At 70.8% G+C, this 17,467-nt stretch carries 17 protein-coding genes; 9 read left to right on the top strand and 8 right to left on the bottom strand.

Features of this window, described 5'->3' with window-relative positions:
* Positions 1-67 precede the first annotated feature (67 nt).
* Positions 68-1,453, top strand: a complete 1,386-nt coding sequence (dbpA, locus tag D7W81_RS10980) for an ATP-dependent RNA helicase DbpA (protein ID WP_120555298.1) — start codon at positions 68-70, stop codon at positions 1,451-1,453.
* Between the two features lie 11 nt (positions 1,454-1,464).
* On the opposite strand, the gene D7W81_RS10975 is transcribed toward dbpA, so the two are convergent.
* The 3 genes from D7W81_RS10975 to D7W81_RS10965 all read right to left on the bottom strand — a co-directional run bounded on the left by D7W81_RS10975 (position 1,465) and on the right by D7W81_RS10965 (position 4,143).
* Positions 1,465-2,184, bottom strand: a complete 720-nt coding sequence (locus D7W81_RS10975; protein ID WP_120555297.1) for an abortive infection system antitoxin AbiGi family protein — start codon at positions 2,182-2,184, stop codon at positions 1,465-1,467.
* A gap of 92 nt (positions 2,185-2,276) precedes the next feature.
* On the bottom strand, positions 2,277-3,530 hold the full coding sequence (locus D7W81_RS10970) for an APC family permease (protein ID WP_120555302.1): 1,254 nt from the start codon (positions 3,528-3,530) through the stop codon (positions 2,277-2,279).
* A 79-nt stretch (positions 3,531-3,609) separates the two neighbouring features.
* Positions 3,610-4,143, bottom strand: coding sequence for a hypothetical protein (locus D7W81_RS10965; RefSeq protein WP_147445432.1), 534 nt, complete (start codon positions 4,141-4,143; stop codon positions 3,610-3,612).
* Positions 4,144-4,239: 96 nt separating this feature from the next.
* On the opposite strand from D7W81_RS10965, the gene D7W81_RS10960 reads away from it, so the two are divergent.
* Positions 4,240-5,364 (top strand): glycosyltransferase family protein, encoded by a 1,125-nt coding sequence (locus D7W81_RS10960; protein ID WP_120555295.1) that lies wholly within the window; start codon positions 4,240-4,242, stop codon positions 5,362-5,364.
* Here the strand turns inward: D7W81_RS10960 and D7W81_RS10955 are convergent.
* Positions 5,348-6,397: a GNAT family N-acetyltransferase gene (locus D7W81_RS10955; protein ID WP_120555294.1), complete on the bottom strand. Its 1,050-nt coding sequence runs from the start codon at positions 6,395-6,397 to the stop codon at positions 5,348-5,350. The two genes, D7W81_RS10960 and D7W81_RS10955, sit on opposite strands and share 17 nt — an antisense overlap.
* A 237-nt stretch (positions 6,398-6,634) precedes the next feature.
* Complete coding sequence (locus tag D7W81_RS10950; RefSeq protein ID WP_120555293.1) at positions 6,635-7,636, bottom strand: endonuclease/exonuclease/phosphatase family protein; 1,002 nt, start codon at positions 7,634-7,636, stop codon at positions 6,635-6,637.
* A gap of 390 nt (positions 7,637-8,026) precedes the next feature.
* Between D7W81_RS10950 and D7W81_RS44070 the strand changes: the two genes are divergently transcribed.
* The 3 genes from D7W81_RS44070 to D7W81_RS10935 are packed head-to-tail and all read left to right on the top strand — an operon-like array spanning position 8,027 to position 10,925.
* Entirely contained in the window at positions 8,027-9,580 is a 1,554-nt protein-coding gene (locus D7W81_RS44070) for a DUF4153 domain-containing protein (protein WP_147445431.1), read from the top strand.
* Between the two features lie 25 nt (positions 9,581-9,605).
* On the top strand, positions 9,606-10,490 hold the full coding sequence (locus D7W81_RS10940; protein ID WP_120555291.1) for an EamA family transporter: 885 nt from the start codon (positions 9,606-9,608) through the stop codon (positions 10,488-10,490).
* Positions 10,491-10,547: 57 nt separating this feature from the next.
* Positions 10,548-10,925 carry a hypothetical protein gene (locus D7W81_RS10935; RefSeq protein WP_120555290.1) on the top strand — a complete coding sequence of 126 codons (378 nt, stop codon included), beginning with the start codon at positions 10,548-10,550 and terminating at the stop codon, positions 10,923-10,925.
* Positions 10,926-10,939: 14 nt separating this feature from the next.
* Here the strand turns inward: D7W81_RS10935 and D7W81_RS10930 are convergent, their stop codons facing one another.
* From D7W81_RS10930 to D7W81_RS10920, 3 genes are read right to left on the bottom strand one after another with little or no spacing between them, the layout of a single operon-like run.
* Entirely contained in the window at positions 10,940-11,407 is a 468-nt protein-coding gene (locus tag D7W81_RS10930; RefSeq protein ID WP_120555289.1) for a hypothetical protein, read from the bottom strand.
* Positions 11,407-12,597: a cysteine desulfurase-like protein gene (locus tag D7W81_RS10925; protein WP_120555288.1), complete on the bottom strand. Its 1,191-nt coding sequence runs from the start codon at positions 12,595-12,597 to the stop codon at positions 11,407-11,409. The genes D7W81_RS10930 and D7W81_RS10925 overlap by 1 nt, the downstream gene beginning before the upstream one ends.
* 36 nt (positions 12,598-12,633) lie before the next feature.
* Positions 12,634-13,248 carry a CAP domain-containing protein gene (locus D7W81_RS10920; RefSeq protein WP_120555287.1) on the bottom strand — a complete coding sequence of 205 codons (615 nt, stop codon included), beginning with the start codon at positions 13,246-13,248 and terminating at the stop codon, positions 12,634-12,636.
* A gap of 182 nt (positions 13,249-13,430) precedes the next feature.
* Here D7W81_RS10920 and D7W81_RS10915 point away from each other — a divergent pair, with 182 nt between their 5' ends.
* From D7W81_RS10915 to D7W81_RS10900, 4 genes are all read left to right on the top strand, one after another.
* Entirely contained in the window at positions 13,431-13,883 is a 453-nt protein-coding gene (locus D7W81_RS10915; RefSeq protein WP_244227127.1) for a putative toxin-antitoxin system toxin component, PIN family, read from the top strand.
* Between the two features lie 96 nt (positions 13,884-13,979).
* Positions 13,980-15,374 carry a LysM peptidoglycan-binding domain-containing protein gene (locus D7W81_RS10910; protein WP_120555285.1) on the top strand — a complete coding sequence of 465 codons (1,395 nt, stop codon included), beginning with the start codon at positions 13,980-13,982 and terminating at the stop codon, positions 15,372-15,374.
* Positions 15,375-15,389: 15 nt separating this feature from the next.
* Positions 15,390-16,103, top strand: coding sequence for a purine-nucleoside phosphorylase (gene deoD, locus D7W81_RS10905; RefSeq protein WP_120555284.1), 714 nt, complete (start codon positions 15,390-15,392; stop codon positions 16,101-16,103).
* Positions 16,104-16,115: 12 nt separating this feature from the next.
* A complete protein-coding gene (locus D7W81_RS10900; protein ID WP_120555283.1) occupies positions 16,116-17,003 on the top strand; it encodes an alpha-ketoglutarate-dependent dioxygenase AlkB in 888 nt (295 codons plus the stop codon).
* The last annotated feature ends 464 nt before the right edge of the window (positions 17,004-17,467 follow it).

Genomic DNA, 17,467 nt, shown 5'->3' with positions numbered 1-17,467 from the left:
GTGTGAAGGCTGGTACAAGGGCGCGTTCTCCCGAGGCGCCCCGTGCCTCCGTCCCCCCGAGGCTCCGATGGATTTCTCCGCGCTCGCGCTGTCGCCCCCGCTGCTCCAGGTGCTGGAGGAACTGGAGTTCAAGACCGCCACCCCCATCCAGGCGCAGAGCATCCCGGTGCTGTTGCAGGGAAAGGACCTGGTGGGCCAGGCGCGCACGGGCAGCGGCAAGACGGCGGCGTTCGCGCTGCCCATCCTGCAGAAGGTGAAGCTCACGCAGGACCGGCACCTCCAGGCGCTGGTGCTCTGCCCCACGCGCGAATTGTGCGCGCAGGTTGCGGGAGAGATTCGCCGGCTGGCGCGGAGGATGCCGGGCGTGCAGGTGCTGGCGCTCGCGGGAGGGTCGCCCATCCGGCCGCAGGTGGAGGCGCTGGAGAAGGGCGTGCACATTGGCGTGGGGACGCCCGGCCGCATCATCGACCTGCTGGACCGCGAGGTGCTGGACACGCGGCACCTGGCCACGGTGGTGCTGGATGAAGCGGACCGGATGCTGGACATGGGCTTCCGGGAGGACATGGAGCGGGTGCTGGGCGCGACGCCCGCGAAGCGGCAGACGGTGCTCTTCTCCGCGACGTTCCCGGACGACATCGAGAAGCTGAGCCGCGCGTTCCAGAAGGACCCCGTGCGGGTGTCGCTGGCGCAGGAAGAGGCCGCGCCGGACATCCAGCAGGTGGCGTACGCGTGCACGCCGGAGGAGAAGCAGGCGCTGCTGTTGCGGCTCCTGCGCCAGCACCAGCCGGCCTCCGCCATCGTGTTCTGCAACTTCAAGGCGGTGGTGGTGGAGTTGACGCGAGCGCTGGTGCAGGCGGGCGTGAGCGCGGACGGCTTGCAGGGGGACCTGGAGCAGTTCGACCGGGACCGGGTGATGGCGAAGTTCCGCAATCACAGCACGCGCGTGCTGGTGGCCACGGACGTCGCCGGCCGGGGCATCGACGTGGAGGCGCTGGACGCGGTGGTGAACTACGAACTGCCGCAGCAGCCAGAAGCGTACGTGCACCGCATCGGACGCACGGGGCGCGCGGGCCGGCGCGGGCTGGCGCTGTCACTGGTGACGCGTTCGGACAGCCGCAAGGTGGACGACATCGAAGGCACCACGGGCGTGAAGCTGGAGAAGGGGGACGTGGACGCGCTGGTGCCGGAGAACGTGCCGGGCGTGTCGCTCATCTCCGGCTGGGAGACGCTGTCCATCTCCGCGGGGCGCAAGGACAAGATGCGGCCCGGAGACATCCTGGGCGCGCTCACCGGTGAAGCGGGCGGCCTCAAGGCAGAGGACGTGGGCAAGATTGAGATCCACGACCACCACGCCTTCGTCGCCGTCTCCAAGCGCGTGGTGAAGGTGGCGTTCCAGCGGCTGAGCGAAGGCCGCATCAAGGGCCGCAAGCACCGCATTGAACGGGTGCGGTAGGGAACGGCCAATTACCCCGGCGCGCTCTTGCGCTCCGTCGCCACCGGTGCCGAGGGGTGCTTCGCCAGCGCCTCCATGATCTGCTCCGCCTTCCAGCCTGGATCCAGCATGGGGCAGAAGTAGCCCGGCCCCGCGCGCTCGCGCACTGCCCAGGCGAAGAAGTCCCTTGCCAGGGTGTGGACCTCTTCCGGGAGGAAGAGCGCCGCGACGTCGTACTCCGTGAAGCGCATGAGGCCTGGGACGCGCCACTCGCGCTCCCAGTCGAAGCGGTAGCTGTAGGGCGCGTTGTGCGCGTCCCCCTGGATGTCCACGAAGGGCGTCACCGCCCAGACGGGCTCGTTCCGCGGCTCCTTCGCCGACAGGGCCTGATCCAACTGGTGCTTCATCGCCAGGTGCGCCGGGGAGCCGTATTGCACGTACCAGACGGGGCCTCCGCCCTGCGACAGGATGAAGCTCTTGCGGAAGGCGATGCCGTACAGGCTCCGGCGCTGCACCAGCCTCGCGAGCTGATCCAACGGAATCTCGCTGAAGCACACCGAACGGTGCCGGTCCGCCACCACCGCCTCCCGCCGCGCGATGCCAAACCCCTCCGCGCCCGGGATGAGCGTGCGCGCTCCCAGGATGCTCATCATGTTCTGGTAGGCGTCGTGGTACGGGGGCCCGGGCTTCGTGAAGTGCACCACGAAGTCCGACATGTCCCGCCACTGCGCATTCGCCTGGTACCCGAGCATCGCCTCGCGAGTCTCCCGGCCCGGTCACCCCTTCGCAACACAACGTGCCGGGTAGTCCCCAGGCCTGCCCGCTCTCCTGACGTGCGGAGGCGTCAGGGCAGGCGGACGGGCGCTGGCTCCCTCGGCCGCGACAGGCGCATCAACGCCAGCCCCGCCAGCACCGCCACCGAGGCCACCGCCGCCTCCCGCGCGCTCGCGCCAAACGCCACCAGCGTCAGTCCCAGCACCAGCGTGGGCACCGCGAGCAGCGCGTGCACAGGCCGCAGGTTCCGCTCCCGCCGCAGGGCCAGCACCGCGAGCGCCGCCGCCGTGACACCGAATTGCATCAGCACCGCGATGGCGGAGAGCGCGAAGAGCTCCGACAGGTCCCCCAGGTTCACGAACCCCAGCACCAGCCCCCACGTCACCGCGAGCGCCCGCATGGGCACGCCCGACGCGGACATGCGCTCCAGCCCGAACAGCGAACGCTCTCCGGAGGCCAGCGCGGACAGGTAGCGCGGCGTCGTCACCATCATCCCCACGCAGATGCCCAGCGCGGACACGCTGGTGCCCGCGCCCACCAGCCGCTCCAACCCCGCGCCACCCCAGACCCCCGCCGCCTGCGCCAGGGGCGCCGCCGCCCGCGCCAGGTCCGGCAGCGCCGCCACGCACGCCCACACGAGCCCCACGTACAGCAGCATCGCCAGCAGCAGCGACCCCACCGTCGCCATGGGCACCGTGCGCTCCGACGTCCGCACCTGTCCGGCGATGACCGGGACGATTTCGAAGCCCTGGTAGGCGAACATCACCGTCAGGCCCGCCTTCAGCCAGGACGCCCCCGTGGCGGGCAGCGGCGGCGGCACCTGTCCGGCGGGCAGGAAGAAGAACGCGGCCAGCAGCGCCGCCAGCGGCACCAGCTTGAGCACCGTGAGCGCCGTCCATGTCTTGGCCGACACGCGGATGCCCGAGGCCACCAGCGCCGCCAGCCCCGTCACCAGCGCGGAGGCCAGCAGCCGCTCGCCCACGGGCCCGCCCAGGCCCACCGACGGCGCCACCGCGCGCGCCAGGCCCGCCATCACCGCGGACGTGCTCAGGAAGGCGCTGACGTAGGCCACCCAGCCGACGAGGAACGACACGCGCTCGCCGAACGCCGCGCGCGCGAACACCACGGGCCCTCCATCCGAGTCGAACCGCCGGCCGAGCACCGCGAACGCGAACGCCACCGGCACCAGCGCCAGCCCCGTCAGCGCGAAGGCCCACACCGCGCCCAGGCCGGGCGCCTGCGCCGCGACCTCCGCGGGCGCGAAGAAGATGCCGACGCCCACGATGCCGTTGACGCCCAGGGCCAGCAGTTGGAGGGGCCCGATGGTGCGCTCGGGCGCGACGCCGGAGGGAAGGGTGGACACGGCAGGGACTTCACTACACCCGAGCCCCGCGTGCACGCTCTCAGGGCTGGGAGAGCAGCACGCTCAGCGCCGCCATGCGCCCGGACGCGGACTCCTGCTCCAACGGCTTGGGGATGGCGAGGAACACGTCGTTCTCCCGCTGGTCGCCGCAGGCGCGCGTCCCCCGGTAGTGCTTGCGGTCGCGCTCGATGATGAGGTTGTAGCCGCACGGCCCCACCGACCCCGTCAGCGCATCTGGACTGAGCGTCAGCGACGAGGGCTGGCCCGCGAAGGTGCCCATCATCTCCACCACCTCCGGGCGCTCGCGCACGGTGAGGTCCACGGGCTTCTGGTCCACGGTGCCCTGGATGCGCTGGTCCGACAGCTTCAGGTCCACGGGCCGCTCGAAGGCCTGTCCTTGCAGCGCGCTGTCCGTCATCCGGAGCTTCACCTCCGGACCCTGGAGACCCTGCGCGTCAACGCTCGCACGCACGGTCGTCCCGGGCGTCCGCAGCTCCACGGTGTCGTTCTTCTTCGCCACGGCGGATCCGCCCGCGAGCAGGGCGGCAACGGTGAGGATGCGTGCGATTCTCATGCCCCAAAGCTGGGGCATCCGGCCGCGCGCCACCAGGGTCACACTCCGGCTGCTCGGCGGGCAGCACGCGGCGGCCTTCGTGATATCCGTGCGTGCGTGTCCCGCACGCGCCTGCTGGCCCTCCTCGTCGCACTCGTCGCCATCGTGGTCGCCGTCTGGCAGCGCTCCCAGGCGGTGGAACGGCTGGGCCAGGACTTCGACGAGGCGACCTACCTGCCCATCGCCTTCACCTACGCACGGATGCTCGATGAAGGGCGCTGGGGCGACATCGGCAAGCTGCGCGAGAACTTCGAGCACCCGCCGCTGGTGAAGCTGCTCTTCGCCGGGACCGTGCGCGCGACGGGCGCTTCCGAGCCGGATTGGTCGGATGTCCCCATGGGCCGGCCCATCCCGGACGCCGCGCGCCCCACGTTCCGCGCGACGCGGAGCCTGTCCGCGGTGGCCGGCGTGCTCCAGGTGGGGCTCGTCGCCTTCGTGGATCCGCTGGGCGCGCTCCTGCTCGCGTGGGACCCGTACCACACGAAGTACACGTCCCAGGCGTACCTGGAGGCCGTGCCGGGGCTGTTCGCGGTGCTCGCGCTGCTGGCCTTCGAACGGGCCCGCCGTCAGGGCTTCGCGCCGGGATGGACGGCGGTGTCCGGCGCGCTGCTGGGGCTGGCGGCGGCGGGGAAGTATCCGTATGGCCTGGTGGGCGGGCTCACGTTCCTGCCCTTCCTGGTGGCGGGCGCACGCACGCGGTGGCGTCCCTGGGCCGCCATCGTCGTGTCCACGGCGGCGGTGTTCCTCCTCGCGAACCCCGCGCTGTGGTCGTCGCCGTTCGCGTCGCTGTGGGAGTCCATCACCTTCCACTGGGACTATTCACACAACGAGCATGTGCGCCGCAGCGCGCTGCCCTGGTACCAGCCGCTCGTGTTCCTCACGGACACGTGGCTGTCGGGCTCCGACCCGGGCATCTACCTGACGCACTTCAACGCGCGAGCCCTGCTGGCGCTGGCGGTGCTGGGCCTGCCCCGGACGTGGCGCGAGCGGCCCGTGTGGGCGGTGGCCGCCGTCGTGGGGCTGGTGTTCCTGCTGCTGTGGAACACCAAGTGGCCGCAGTACCTGCTGCTCGTCCTGCCCGCGCTGTGCGTCTGCGCGGGCGGCGGTGTGCGGACCCTGGCCCATGGAGCCCTGCGGCTCTTGCGCAAGGTCCAGGGCTCGCGCGTCAGCGCAGGTGCGTGAAGACGCACGGGTCGGCGGGCAGGTCCAGGTCGCAGGTGGGCATCAGGCACGTCACCTTCGCGCGCCGGGGCAGGGGCACCCAGCCCGAGCGCAGCAGCAGACAGGCCTCGGTGCCCGGCCCCCGCAGCATCCCCGCGCAGGCCACGCCCCGGCGCTCCATGTCCTGCATGGCCACCTGGAGCAGCCGCTGCCGGTCCGCGGCGGACACGGAGGCGTGGAAGGCCATCAGGTCCACGACCTCCGCGGTGAGCTCCCCCACGCCCGTCATCAACAGGCTGTGTGAGCTCACCAGCCCGCGCACCTCGCCGTCCTGCTCCAGCACGAAGGTGCGCGGCACGTCCCGGTACTGGAGCTGCGCCGCCAGTTGCTCCGTCGTGTACGTGTAGCCCAGCGTCACCGGGCGCAGCATGTCGTGGACCAGCGCCGTGCAGCGGCCCAGGTCCGAGGGCTGGTAGGGGCGGATGCCTTCGCGGTCCGCCTCCCGGAAGCGGTGACGCAGGAAGGGATGCGCCAGCGTGAACAGCCTCCGCTCGTTGTCCGTGAAGGACCAGCGGGCGAGCGCACGCGCGTCAAAGGCATACATCCACATCCCCAGCCCGCCGAAGAGGCGTGTGTTCCACGTCCGCCGCCAGAAGCCCGGCGGGCGGGGCTCCGTGGTCGTGAAGCCCAGGGTGAGGCGCGCCGCCCGGTCCTGGTGGCGCCGCAGCAGCTCCTGCGCGAGCTTCGCGCCAATGCCCTGTCCACGATGGGAGTTCGTGACGGTGGCCCGCAGTCCGTAGCTGCCGTCCACTTCCAGGCGTCCCAGGCGCAGCTTCGCCGGCTCCGCGAAGAGGGTGCCCACCAGGTGCTTTCCCTCGTACGCCGCCAGCAGGTAGTCGCGCGGCGCCTGCCCGCCCCGGAACAGCCGCCAGTCGCAGAAGCGCGGGTCCCAGACGGGGAGCGGCGCCGTCTTGCCGTAGGTGGACTGCCAGACGCGGTTGAGGAACCAGGAGGCCTCGGAGGCGTCACCCTCGAAGGTGCGCACCTCAATCATGGCCTGCCCCCGGGGACGGGATGCCGGAGCGCCCGGGGGTAGCGTGCCGCATTCGCCATGCGCTTGCTTTCATGGCGAGAAGGTAGGGAGGGGGAGCGTGCTGGAAAGCGGCCGCCGTGGAAGGCTCCGCCCTGGCTGTCATTGCCGCGTCAAAGCCAGCCCTTCCGCGTGCGGTGGGCTACAGGCACCGCGCTGACAGGGAGGGGGAGTGTCCGCGGCCCGCCGTCCCACGCCTGCTCAAGGGGGCGGTGCGAGGGCGAAGTCCGCGTACACCGCGCCGTGGTCGGAGCCGCCGTAGCCGCCGGTGGACTCGCGGGCCACGCGGAAGGAGCCCGGCACGTAGGTGCCGCCGCCGCCGGGCGCGAGGTACAGGTGGTCGATGGCCTGACCCCGGCCGGAATAGAAATACGTCCACGTCTCGGCGTCTGGCCGGTCCCTGGCGACACGCAAGAGGGACTCGTCCAGGGCGTTGATGGGGTCCGAGCCGGGGACGTCGTTGAGGTCTCCGCCAAGCACCACCAGCGCGTTGGGGAACTCCTTCGCGGAGTCGAGGAGGATCAACCGCGAGGCAGTGGCCTCCGCGAAGCGGCGGCCCGGATCGTCGTCCACCTTGGAGCGGAAGTGCGCGGCGAAGACGATGACCCGCGTGCCGTCCACGTCCAGGTGGACCTCCAGCAGATCACGCGAGAAGCGGGTGGCGGAGCCATCCGGCCTGTAGATGTATTGGCTGCGGTGGCTGCGCGTCTCGATGATGGGGCGGCGGGAGATGACCGCCACGTCCACCGACGCCGCGGAGTAGGTCTCCCCGAGCTTCGAATATTCGAACTGCGGAACGCGGCCCAGGAGCCCGTTCAGCGACTCCTGCGTCTCCACCTCTTCCAGCAGCACGATGTCCGCGTTGAGCGCGGTGATGGCCCGGCCCAGCTGGCCCACCTGCGCCGTGAACTCCGCCTCAGTGGGCAGTTCCTCGTAGTTGGACCCGCCGCAGGCGCCCGTAGCGCAGACGGTGTCGAAGAGGCGGTGCACGTTGAACGCGGCGATGCGCACGTGCGCGCCGGACAGGTCCGGTGATCCGCTGTCGGGCTGCGGGCAGTTGCCTTGGACGCAGGACCCGGCGTCCGGAACCGACTGGGTTCGCGGCGACTGGCCATCACAGCCCGCGAAGGCGAGCGCCAGGCCCCACAGGGCGAGGTTCGAGCGGAGACGGAAGCGGAAGGGGGGCCGCGACGAGGGTGACATCGGGGCGGCAACCTAACACCGCGCCTCCTCATGGGCCGTCTGAACTGGCCCGAGTCTTCCAGCGACGCGGCGCGGCTCACCCCTTTGGACCGGGTGCGGACTCCGGGTACCGGCGAGGTGGACCCGGGGTGGAGCGACTCCCCCTCGTGAGGCCGGAAACGGGCGCGGTGAGATGTCATGCCACCTGGGTCCGGACCGATGCGGCACGCTTTTCGACCGCTCACGGCAAGGACTCCGCTCCAGCCCCCGGCGGTGCCGACCGGCCATGGGAGGGCCGGCGCCGTTCGGCGTGGCTTCGCGACCGCTCGCCCCCGAGGTCTCCGGCCGTGCCGGCAGGCGTGTGCATCCTGCCTCCATGCCGGGCGCGTACGCCCGCGAGGTGCCGACGCCATGAACCCGTCCGTTCCCATGTCTCCCCTGCCTTCTTCCCCTGAACCCTCCGCCACGGTCCCGGGCTGGCCACCGCTGCCGTGGGTGCGTGCCCCGCGCAAGACGCTGGCGGCGTCGCTGGCCCTGGGGGTGTTCGCGGAGGTCCTGCTCGACAGGGCGAGCTGGGGGCTGGGCTTCCCGCTGGTGGTGGCGGCCCTGGTGGGCGCGCTGGCGTGGCTGGGCGGACGTGAAGGCTGGCAGCGCGCGCGGCCCAATGCGTGGCTGCTGGCGCCGCTGGGACTGGTCAGCGTCTTCGTGGCGGTGCGGGACAGCTCCTGGCTGCTGGTGCTCAACGTGCTGACCGCGGCCGTGCTCCTGATGCTGCTGGCGCACTTCTGGGCCGCGGGGCGGGTGGAGCGGCTGGGGCTCACCGGCTATGTCTCCGTCTTCTTCAGCTCCGCCGCGCGGATCCTCATCTACCCGCCGACGCTCGCGCGGGACGGAGTGGACCTGCGCGGCCTCAAGACCCACTCGCGCCTGCTGGGCGCGCTGTCGCGGGGGCTGCTGCTGACGCTGCCGGTGCTGCTCGTGTTCGGGCTGCTGCTCGGGTCCGCGGACGGGGTGTTCTCCTCCACCCTGGGGCGCCTGCTGTCATTCGACCTGGACCTGGGCACGGTGGTGTCGCGCGGCATCGGCGTGGCGTTCAGCGCGTGTGTCGCGGCGGGCGTGCTGGGCCACGCGCTGCGCCGCCGCGCCACGAAGGAGCTGGGCGACGCGGAGGTGGCCTCCGCCACGCCGCGCCTGGGTTTCATCGAGGCCCTCATGCTCATCTTCGCCGTGAACGCGCTGTTCTTCGTCTTCGCGGCCTTCCAGGTGGCGTACCTCTTCATCGGTGACGCGTCGTCCCCGGTGCCCGGCTACTCCTTCGCGGAGTACGCGCGGCAGGGCTTCTTCGAACTGGTGGTCGTCTCCGCGCTGACCCTGGCGCTGGTGATGGCCCTGACGCGCTGGACGCGGCGCGAGACGCGCGTGGCGCAGACGGTCTTCCGCGCGGGCACGTCGCTGATGGTGGTGCTGACGCTGATCATCCTCGCGTCGGCCATGCGGCGCCTGGCGCTGTATGAGGACGCGTTCGGCTACACGCTGCTGCGCCTGTACACGCATGTCTTCATGGGGGCGCTGGGCGCGGCGCTGGCCTGGCGCGCGGTGACGCTGTGGTGGAAGCCGGAGCGCTTCGCGGTGGGCGCGTTCATCACGGCGCTGGCCTCGGTCCTCGTGCTCAACTTCCTCAACCCGGAGGACTTCATCGTCCGTCGCAACCTGGAGCAGGCCGCGCACACCCACTCGTTGGACGTCCGAATGTTGACCTACCTCTCCGCGGACTCGGTGCCCGCGCTGGTTGACGGGGTCTCCTCGCTCGGAGAGGTCTCTGCTGGGTCCGTGACGGACCTGCTGGAGGAGCACCAGGACCGGCTGTCCCAGCGGGAGACGGTGCCGGAGTGGAACCTCTCCCGGCTGCTCGCCCGCCGCGCGCTGCTGCGGACGGGGGCCTGGAGTGCGCCCGTGAATCCGTGAGGCACCCTGGCTAGATTGCGGCGCCATGAGCGAAGTCGCCGGACGCCGTGTCTCCTCCCTGCCTCCCATTCCCGCGGTCCTCATCGCCGTGGTGAGCGTGCAGGGAGGCGCCGCGCTCGCGAAGGGGCTCTTCCCCGTGCTGGGCGCGGTGGGGGCCGCGGGCCTTCGGCTGGTGCTCGCGTCGGTGATGCTGCTGGCCTACTTCCGTCCGCCGCTGCTGCGCTACACGCGGGCACAGTGGGCGGCCGTCGTGCCGTATGGCGTGGCGCTGGGCGTGATGAACCTCACGTACTACCTGGCCATCGCGCGCATCCCGCTGGGGCTCGCGGTGACGCTGGAGTTCGTGGGTCCGTTCGTGCTCGCGGTGGTGGGTTCGCGCAAGGCCTTGGACTTCGTCTGGGTGCTCTTCGCGGCGATGGGCATCGTGTTGATTACTCCCTGGACGGCGCAGCCCGGCGGGTTGGATCCGCTGGGCGTGGTGCTGGCGCTGACGGCGGGGGCGTGCTGGGCGCTCTACATCCTGATGGGCGGAAGGCTGTCGCGCCGCGTGCCAGAAGGGGAGGGCGTGGCGGCGGGCATGGTGGTGGCCATGCTGACGGTGCTGCCCTTCATGTTGCGCGAGGGCCACCTGGAGCGGATGACGCCGGGCCTCTTCGCGGCGGGCCTGGGCGTGGCGCTGCTGTCCAGCGCGTTGCCGTACACGCTGGAGATGATGGCGCTGGGCCAGCTCTCCAGCCGCACCTTCGGCATCCTGATGAGCCTGGAGCCCGGCGTGGCCACGGTGGTGGGCTGGCTGTTCCTGCGCGAGCACCTCACACCCCTGCAATGGCTGGCGGTCGCGCTGGTGAGCGTCGCGTCCGCGGGGGCGACGCTGACGGCGAAGCGGCCCGCTCCGCCGGTGGAGGCGTGAGGTGGTAGCGTTTCGCGGATGCGATTGTCCGCCGCTTTGAAGCAGCGATGCTCCGGGATGCTCGGCACGGCCAGCGTCCTGTTCGCCTCCCCGGCCTGGGCGCAGGGGGCCGATGACCCCCGGGGGGTGGTTTTCGGCCTGGGGGCCGCCTTCGTGGGCTTGTCTCTGGTCGCAGGGGGAGTGTTGCTCTTCCTCACCGTCACCAAGCGTGAACGCCCGTACGTCCCGCTCCTGGAGGTTGTGTCGGGCCTGGGGAAGGTGGTGCTGGGGGCCTGGTTCCTCAGTCTGTCCTGGGCGCCCAGAAATGATGCAATCATCTACGGACTCATTGGCGGGATCTTCATCCTCAGCGGCATCGGCGAAATCATCGTGGCGGGGTTGAGGCGGCGTGCCAGCCGGAATGGGCATGCATCGCAAAGGGCTGCTCAAGACTGACGGATGGGCGCTGTTCAGAAGTCGTGGACCACCAGGTCGAACCGGCAGTGTCGCGCCAGCAGGTCCAACAGGTCATCCAGCGGCGCGTTCAGGCGGCGCCGGTAGAGGTCCAACCCGATGAGGGATTGATCCACCTTCCATGCGTCGTTGGCGTCGAGCATGGGCCGCAGCCGGCCCGCCAGCCACGAGCGGGTCCACGCGCCTTCGGTCCGGGCCAGGATGGGACGCCGGTCCCTCACGACGAACTCGACCCACAGGTGCCCCGATGTCTCGAGCGTGGAGCGGAAGCCCTTGGGCAGGAAGCTGTAGGTCTTCTCGCGCCAGCCTTCGGGATGCCGCGCCATCGTGGGCGTCAGGCAGACGAACTCCACCTCCGGCCACGCGATGAAGACCGGCTTCGCGAGCAGCGGGCGCAAGGTGACGCCCGGCTCGTCGAAGTCCACACGGAGCGGGAGGCTCCAGTGCGTGAGCGCTCCCGGCATCAGGGCAGCGAGTCCAGCGCCGCGAGCAGCCGCCCCACGTCCTCCGCCGTGTTGTAGTGCAGCAGTGACGCGCGCACCGCGCCGTCGGGCATCAGCCCCAGCGCCTGCGCCGCCATCGTCGCGTAGTAGTGCCCCGCCGCGACGCCCACGCCCTGTTCCGCCAGGTGCTCGGCCACGGCGCGCGGTGCCAGGCCCGTCACGTTGAAACAGAACGTGGCCACGCGTCCGGCGGATGTCTTCGGTCCATAGAGCTGCACGCGCGGGTGCCGGGACAGCTGCTCCAGCGCGGCCTCCAGCAGCGGCTGCTCCAGTTGCGCGATGCGCTGGAAGGCCCGCGCCAATCCCTCACGTCCCGGCTGACCACCGCCCAGCACGTCGCGCAGGTAGCGCAGCGAGCCCAGCCAGCCCGCCCAGCCTTCGTGGTTCGCCGTGCCCGGCTCGAACTTCTGCGGACCGTCATCCGGCATGAACCACAGCTTGTCCGCCGGCAGCCCCGCCAGCAGCTCGCGCCGCACGAACAGACAGCCCAGGTGCGGACCGAAGACCTTGTACGGCGAGAACACCGCGAAGTCCGCGCCCCACGCGCGCACGTCCGGCAGATGGTGCGGACCGGAGTGCACCGCGTCCACGAACAGCCACGCGCCCACGCTGTGCGCCACCTCCGCCGCCGCGGCCACGTCCGGCGTCGCGCCCACGGAGTTCGCCGCCGCAGACACCGCCACCAGCCGCGTGCGCGGCGTGATGAGCTTCTTCAACTCCGAGGCCTCCAGCCGGCCCTCCGGCCAGCTCGCGCGCCAGGTCGTCACCTTCACGCCCTGCGCCTCCAGCGCGCGCCACGGGGCCGCGTTGGATTCGTGCTCCAGCTCGGAGATGACCACCTCGTCGCCCGCCTGGAAGAGGCGTGAGACGGCCCGGCCCACCTGGAAGGTGAGCGCGGTGGCGCTGGGGCCGAGCATCACTTCATCCGCCCGGCAGTTGAGGAACTCCGCCGTCTCCTCGCGCGCCCGGACCTTGAGCGCGGTGGCCACGCGGGAGGCGGGGTAGGGCTGGCCCACGTTGCAGCTTCCGCCCGTGAGGAACTGATGGATGGCGTCGATGCAGTGCGTGGGCACCTGCGCCCCCGCCGCGTTGTCCAGGTAGCTGAAGCCGGACCGCAGCGCGGGGAAGTGCTCGGCGAAGGGGGAGGGCATGGGCGCGAAGCATAGCCCTCCGCCCCTGCCCGGGAACTACGGCGTGCCGAAGTCCTGCGTCCAGTAGGCCTTGTAGGTGCTGGACGGCGCGTTGAAGTAACCGATGCCCGTCTGCTTCAGCGCCCCGTTCATGATGTTGTTGCAGTGGCCGGTGCTGTTCATCCACCCCGTCACCACCGCCGCCGCGGTGCCGTAGCCCGCGGCGATGTTCTCCGCCGCCGTCCGGTAGCTGTAGCCCGCGGACGCCATGCGCTGCCACGGCGTGGTGCCGGTGGAGCCCGTGTGGCTGAAGAAGTTGTTCGTGCCCATGTCCTTGGAGTGCTTGCGTGCCGCGCAGCGCAGCTTCGTGTCCAGCGTGAGCGCGCCCACCGCCGGCTTCGCCACGCCGCCACAGGTGGCGCCCGCGGCGCGGCGCTGGTTGATGAGCGTGAGCACGTCGTTCTCGAACTGCACCCAGGCCGGATCCCACGTCGTCACGTCGTCGCAGTACGCGGCGCTCGCGCTCAGGCCGTCGCCAGCGGTCTCCGTCTGGACGGGCGGCACGATGACGCCTTCCCCCTGCGGCGTGGGCGCCTCCTCGCCTCCACAGCCACCCAGCAGGGCAGCGGCGCTCAGCAACGTCAGACACAGCGAACGGGACGAGGGCTTCATGGACAGACCTTTCACCGGCGGGGGCCGGCCAGGGGGAGGGGTTCAACGAAATGCATCTTTATCCAGGGTTTCTGGTTTCTGCCATGGACGCCCCGTGCATTGTGATTGGCTGCCAAGAGAGCAGGGTTGTGTCAGCAGTGTTGGTGACGGAAAGTTCCTGCATCGTGAAGACTCCTTCCGCTGTGCCTGCCACTCGTTCCGTGGTGCTGGACACCAACGTGGTGCTGGATGTGTTCGTCTTTGATGACGCGTTCACCCGGCCGTTGAAGCAGGCGCTGCGTTCGGGCGCGCTGACGGCGTGGGCGGACCGGCACACGCTGAAGGAGCTGGCGCTGGTGCTCGCCTATCCCTCGTTCAAGTTGGCGGCGGAGGCGCAGCACGCGGTGCGCGACGCATACGGTGCGCTCGTGCGGGTCGCGGAGGGAGAAGGGACCCCGGTGGAGCTGCCGCCGTGCCGCGACCGGGATGATCAGAAGTTCCTCGCACTGACCGCGCGCGTGGGGGCCACCTGGTTGGTCAGCAAGGACAAGCGCGTGTTGTCCATGGGCGGTGGACGGCGGCTGCCGTTCGACGTGCTCACTCCGCGCCGTGCCTCGCAGATGCTGGAGGCGGAAGGCTTCACGCAGAGCGTTTGAGACAGGCATGAAGCAGGCAGGCAGGGGTGCGCACGCGCAGTCAAAATCGCGCTCCGTGCTTGGTGGCCCGTGCATCTCGGGTCATCCTGCGGCCCGGTGCGTTCCTCACTCCTGATCCTCCTGTTCTGCGCTGGCTGCGCCGCGCGTGTCGTCACCCCCGTCCCGGCACCCGCTCCGGCTCCGGTCCAGGCCTCGCCCGCGACGCCGCCCGTGGAGACGCCGCCCGCGCAGGCCGCGGCTCCGGCCCCGGGTGGGTCCCAGGCCACGTCTCCGGTGACCGCGTCCGGCGCCCCCGTCGCGATGCCGTCCCCGGCGGAGGTGGCCGCTGTCGTCACCGACGCCGCTGTGCGGGAGAATCCCTGCCCCGTGGACGCGGAAGAAGAGGACGACGAGGCCACCGCGGCCACCGACGACGAAGGCGTGAGCGAGGAAGGGGAGATGCAGGCGCCGCTCGCGCCCGCCGCCCCCGCGGGACCGCTGTACACTGCCGACCTGTCCGACGAGGCGCTCACCGAGGCGTGGAAGAAGGACCCCGCCACGCTGGGCTCCATGTCCATCGGCTTCGTGGAGAGCGGCCGGCAGCTCAACAGCGTGCGCGTGCCGGATGACAAGGATTGGCTCGTGGTGTCGCCGGAGATTGCCTACGGCACGCAGGAGACGGTGGACTACGTGGTCGCCGCCATCCGCGCCGTTCGCGCGCAGTACCCGAGCGTGCCCCCGCTGCGCGTCAACCGCCTGTCCACCAAGGACGGCGGCTACCTGCGCCCGCACAAGAGCCACCAGAACGGCCGCGACGTGGACTTCGGCTTCTACTACCCGACCGCGGAGCCGGTGCGTGAGCGCGAGCGGGAGCGCTACATCGACGTGGCCATGAACTGGGCGCTGGTGCGCTCGCTGGTGGTGAACACCGACGTGCAGATGATCCTCGTGGACAAGCGCGTGCAGAAGGTCCTGTACGACTACGCGCTCTCCATCGGAGAGGACAAGGTGTGGCTGGATTCGCTGTTCAACGCGGGCTTCAACTCGCTCATCAAGCACGCGCGCCGGCACCGCGACCACTTCCACGTGCGCTTCTTCAACGGCCGCGCGCAGGAGCTGGGCCGCCGCGTGGCGCCGCTGCTGGCGCTGCAGCCGGACCAGAACCTCATGATGTACAAGGTGCGCAACGGGGACACGCTGGGCGGCATCGCGATGCGCCACAACTCCAGCGTGGTGGCCATCAAGAAGGCCAACCGGATGCGCAACACGTTCCTGAGCATCGGCCGGCGGCTGGTGATTCCGCTGAAGGGGCCGTGCACGCACTGCCCCATCCCCCCGCCGGTGCAGCTGCCGCAGCGCCGGATGCCTCCGCAGGCGCCGGCCCCCGCTTTGGTGAACACGGACCCCGCGGCTTCGGGCAAGCTGCCCAACCCGTGTACACCCGCCGCGCCGGCACCGACGCCGGTGGCCGTTCCCACGGGTGCTCCGTCCGGTCTGTCGACCGCGCGCTGAAAGGCCTCTGCTTCCATGGCAACTCCGCACATCTCCGCGTCCCCCGGTGACTTCGCCGAAGTGGTCCTCATGCCGGGCGACCCCCTCCGCGCGCGCTACATCTCCGAGCGCTTCCTGGAGAACGCGCGCCCCGTCACGTCGGTGCGCAACATGCTGGGCTTCACCGGCACCTTCCGGGGCAAGCGGCTGTCGGTGATGGGGCACGGCATGGGCGTGCCTTCCATCTCCATCTACGCGACGGAGCTGGTGAAGACCTACGGCGCCAAGGTGCTCATCCGCGTGGGCAGCTGCGGCGCGCTGCGCACGGACGTGAAGCTGCGCGACGTCATCGTGGCCATGGGCGCGGGCACGGACTCCAACGTGAACCGCATGCGCGCCATGGGGCACGACTTCCCGGCGGTGGCGGACTTCACGCTGGCCCGGCGCGCGGTGGAGGCGGCGGAGAAGCGCAACAAGCCGGTGCGCGTGGGCAACGTCTTCACCTCCGACCTGTTCTACCACCCGCAGGAAGCGCTCAACGCAACGCTGGCGAAGATGGGCATCCTGGCGGTGGAGATGGAGATCGCCGGCCTGTACGGCGTGGCGGCGGAGTTCGGCGCGCGGGCGCTGGCGCTGCTCACGGTGTCGGACCACATCCTCACCGGCGAGCACCTGTCGCCGGAGGACCGGCAGACGACGTTCGACGAGATGATCGAACTCGCGTTCGACGTCGCCGCTTCCGAGGCGTGAGGACCTGAGCGCATGGCCTTGCCTCCCCGCAGGGGCCCGGGTTCCCCGCTGGCGCGCAAGGCCGCGCAGCGCACGCCGGGCCACCACTACAACGCGAGCTTCCTGTCCTCGGCGGACCGCACGGAGATATTGACGTGGCTGGGCACGCTGCACCCGCTGTGGGAGGAGCGCTATTCGAAGCACTTCCCGCCGCCGGAGGGGCAGCAGCAGCGCCGGTTGCTGCGGCCGGTGTACTGGCTGGGCAACTGGCAGTTCGCGTGTCTGGACTACTACCGGCCGCCAAAGGGCGTGAAGGACCGCTGCGTGAAGGCGGAGCCGTTCCCCGCGGTGCTGGAGCGGCAGATCGTGAAGGTGGAGGCCCTGGCGCGGCGGATGTTCCGGGGACCGGACATGCCGCAGGGCTGGCACCTCAACACGTGCCTGGTGAACTTCTACGGCAGCCGGTTGGAGGATGGCCGCTGGGTGGACACCGCGCGGGTGGGTGAGCACAAGGACTTCGAGCCGGGCCCGGTGGCGTCGCTGTCCCTGGGCGAGCGCGCGCTCATCCAGTTCGTCACGTCCACGCGGCCTGGTGAGCGCGACGCGGTGGTGCTGGAGCAGTGGCTGGATGACGGGGCGTTGCAGCTCTTCGGTGGGGCGCAGTGGAAGGAGCAGACGTTCCACCGCGTGCAGCGGGTGGACACGCGCGCGGGCCACGTGATGCCGCCGGAGCTGCCGGACTTCCGCACGCGGCGCATCAACCTGACGTTCCGCTACGTGCCGGACGCGCACGTGACGCCGTTCGCGGCGCTGAGCGCGGAGGCCCGCGAGGACGTGCGCCCGTACATGGCGAAGCTCGCGAAAGGCAGCCGGTTCTTCCGGGAAGAGCTGGCGCGCGAAGTGCCGGTGACGGCGGAGTAGGGCGCGCCCGCGGCAGTGCGGTCGTCCAAACCTGTCCGACTGTCGGACCGGTTTGTGCGGCCCGGCTCGGACGGGGCGGGACCCCCAGGCATGGCGGCTGACGCGGCGGGTCAGCCCCCGGCGACCAGCGTGGTCTCAACTGGTCCGACTGTCGGACCCGTTCGTGCGGCTCGGCTGGAGACGAGGCCTCAGGCACGGCGGCTGACGCAACGGGTCAGCCCCCGGGGACCCGCAGTGGTCTCAACTGGTCCGACAGTCGGACCAGTTCGTGCGGCTCGGCTGGGGGAGGTTCCAGGCACGGCGGCTGACGCGGCGGGTCAGCCCCCGGGGGACCCGCAGTGGTCTCAACTGGTCCGACAGTCGGACCAGTTCGTGCGGCTCGGCTGGGGGAAGCTCCAGGCACGGCGGCTGACGCAGTTGGTCCGCCAAATCGGGACGCGGGCCTCAAACTGGTCCGACAGTCG

It is taken from the genome of Corallococcus aberystwythensis, assembly GCF_003612165.1.
Classification (GTDB): Bacteria; Myxococcota; Myxococcia; order Myxococcales; family Myxococcaceae; genus Corallococcus; species Corallococcus aberystwythensis.
Note: the sequence above shows the minus strand (reverse complement) of the source record. Positions and strands in the feature narration are given on the sequence as shown.

What these genes read in the sequence shown, in the direction of transcription:
- D7W81_RS10950 (WP_120555293.1), bottom strand. Translation starts at nt 7,636, where the DNA reads ATGTCACCCTCGTCGCGGCCCCCCTTCCGCTTCCGTCTCCGCTCGAAC.
- D7W81_RS44070 (WP_147445431.1), top strand. Translation starts at nt 8,027, where the DNA reads ATGAACCCGTCCGTTCCCATGTCTCCCCTGCCTTCTTCCCCTGAACCC.
- D7W81_RS10940 (WP_120555291.1), top strand. Translation starts at nt 9,606, where the DNA reads ATGAGCGAAGTCGCCGGACGCCGTGTCTCCTCCCTGCCTCCCATTCCC.
- deoD (WP_120555284.1), top strand. Translation starts at nt 15,390, where the DNA reads ATGGCAACTCCGCACATCTCCGCGTCCCCCGGTGACTTCGCCGAAGTG.
- D7W81_RS10955 (WP_120555294.1), bottom strand. Translation starts at nt 6,397, where the DNA reads ATGATTGAGGTGCGCACCTTCGAGGGTGACGCCTCCGAGGCCTCCTGG.
- dbpA (WP_120555298.1), top strand. Translation starts at nt 68, where the DNA reads ATGGATTTCTCCGCGCTCGCGCTGTCGCCCCCGCTGCTCCAGGTGCTG.
- D7W81_RS10930 (WP_120555289.1), bottom strand. Translation starts at nt 11,407, where the DNA reads ATGCCGGGAGCGCTCACGCACTGGAGCCTCCCGCTCCGTGTGGACTTC.
- D7W81_RS10900 (WP_120555283.1), top strand. Translation starts at nt 16,116, where the DNA reads ATGGCCTTGCCTCCCCGCAGGGGCCCGGGTTCCCCGCTGGCGCGCAAG.
- D7W81_RS10935 (WP_120555290.1), top strand. Translation starts at nt 10,548, where the DNA reads ATGCTCGGCACGGCCAGCGTCCTGTTCGCCTCCCCGGCCTGGGCGCAG.
- D7W81_RS10925 (WP_120555288.1), bottom strand. Translation starts at nt 12,597, where the DNA reads ATGCCCTCCCCCTTCGCCGAGCACTTCCCCGCGCTGCGGTCCGGCTTC.
- D7W81_RS10920 (WP_120555287.1), bottom strand. Translation starts at nt 13,248, where the DNA reads ATGAAGCCCTCGTCCCGTTCGCTGTGTCTGACGTTGCTGAGCGCCGCT.
- D7W81_RS10965 (WP_147445432.1), bottom strand. Translation starts at nt 4,143, where the DNA reads ATGAGAATCGCACGCATCCTCACCGTTGCCGCCCTGCTCGCGGGCGGA.
- D7W81_RS10975 (WP_120555297.1), bottom strand. Translation starts at nt 2,184, where the DNA reads ATGCTCGGGTACCAGGCGAATGCGCAGTGGCGGGACATGTCGGACTTC.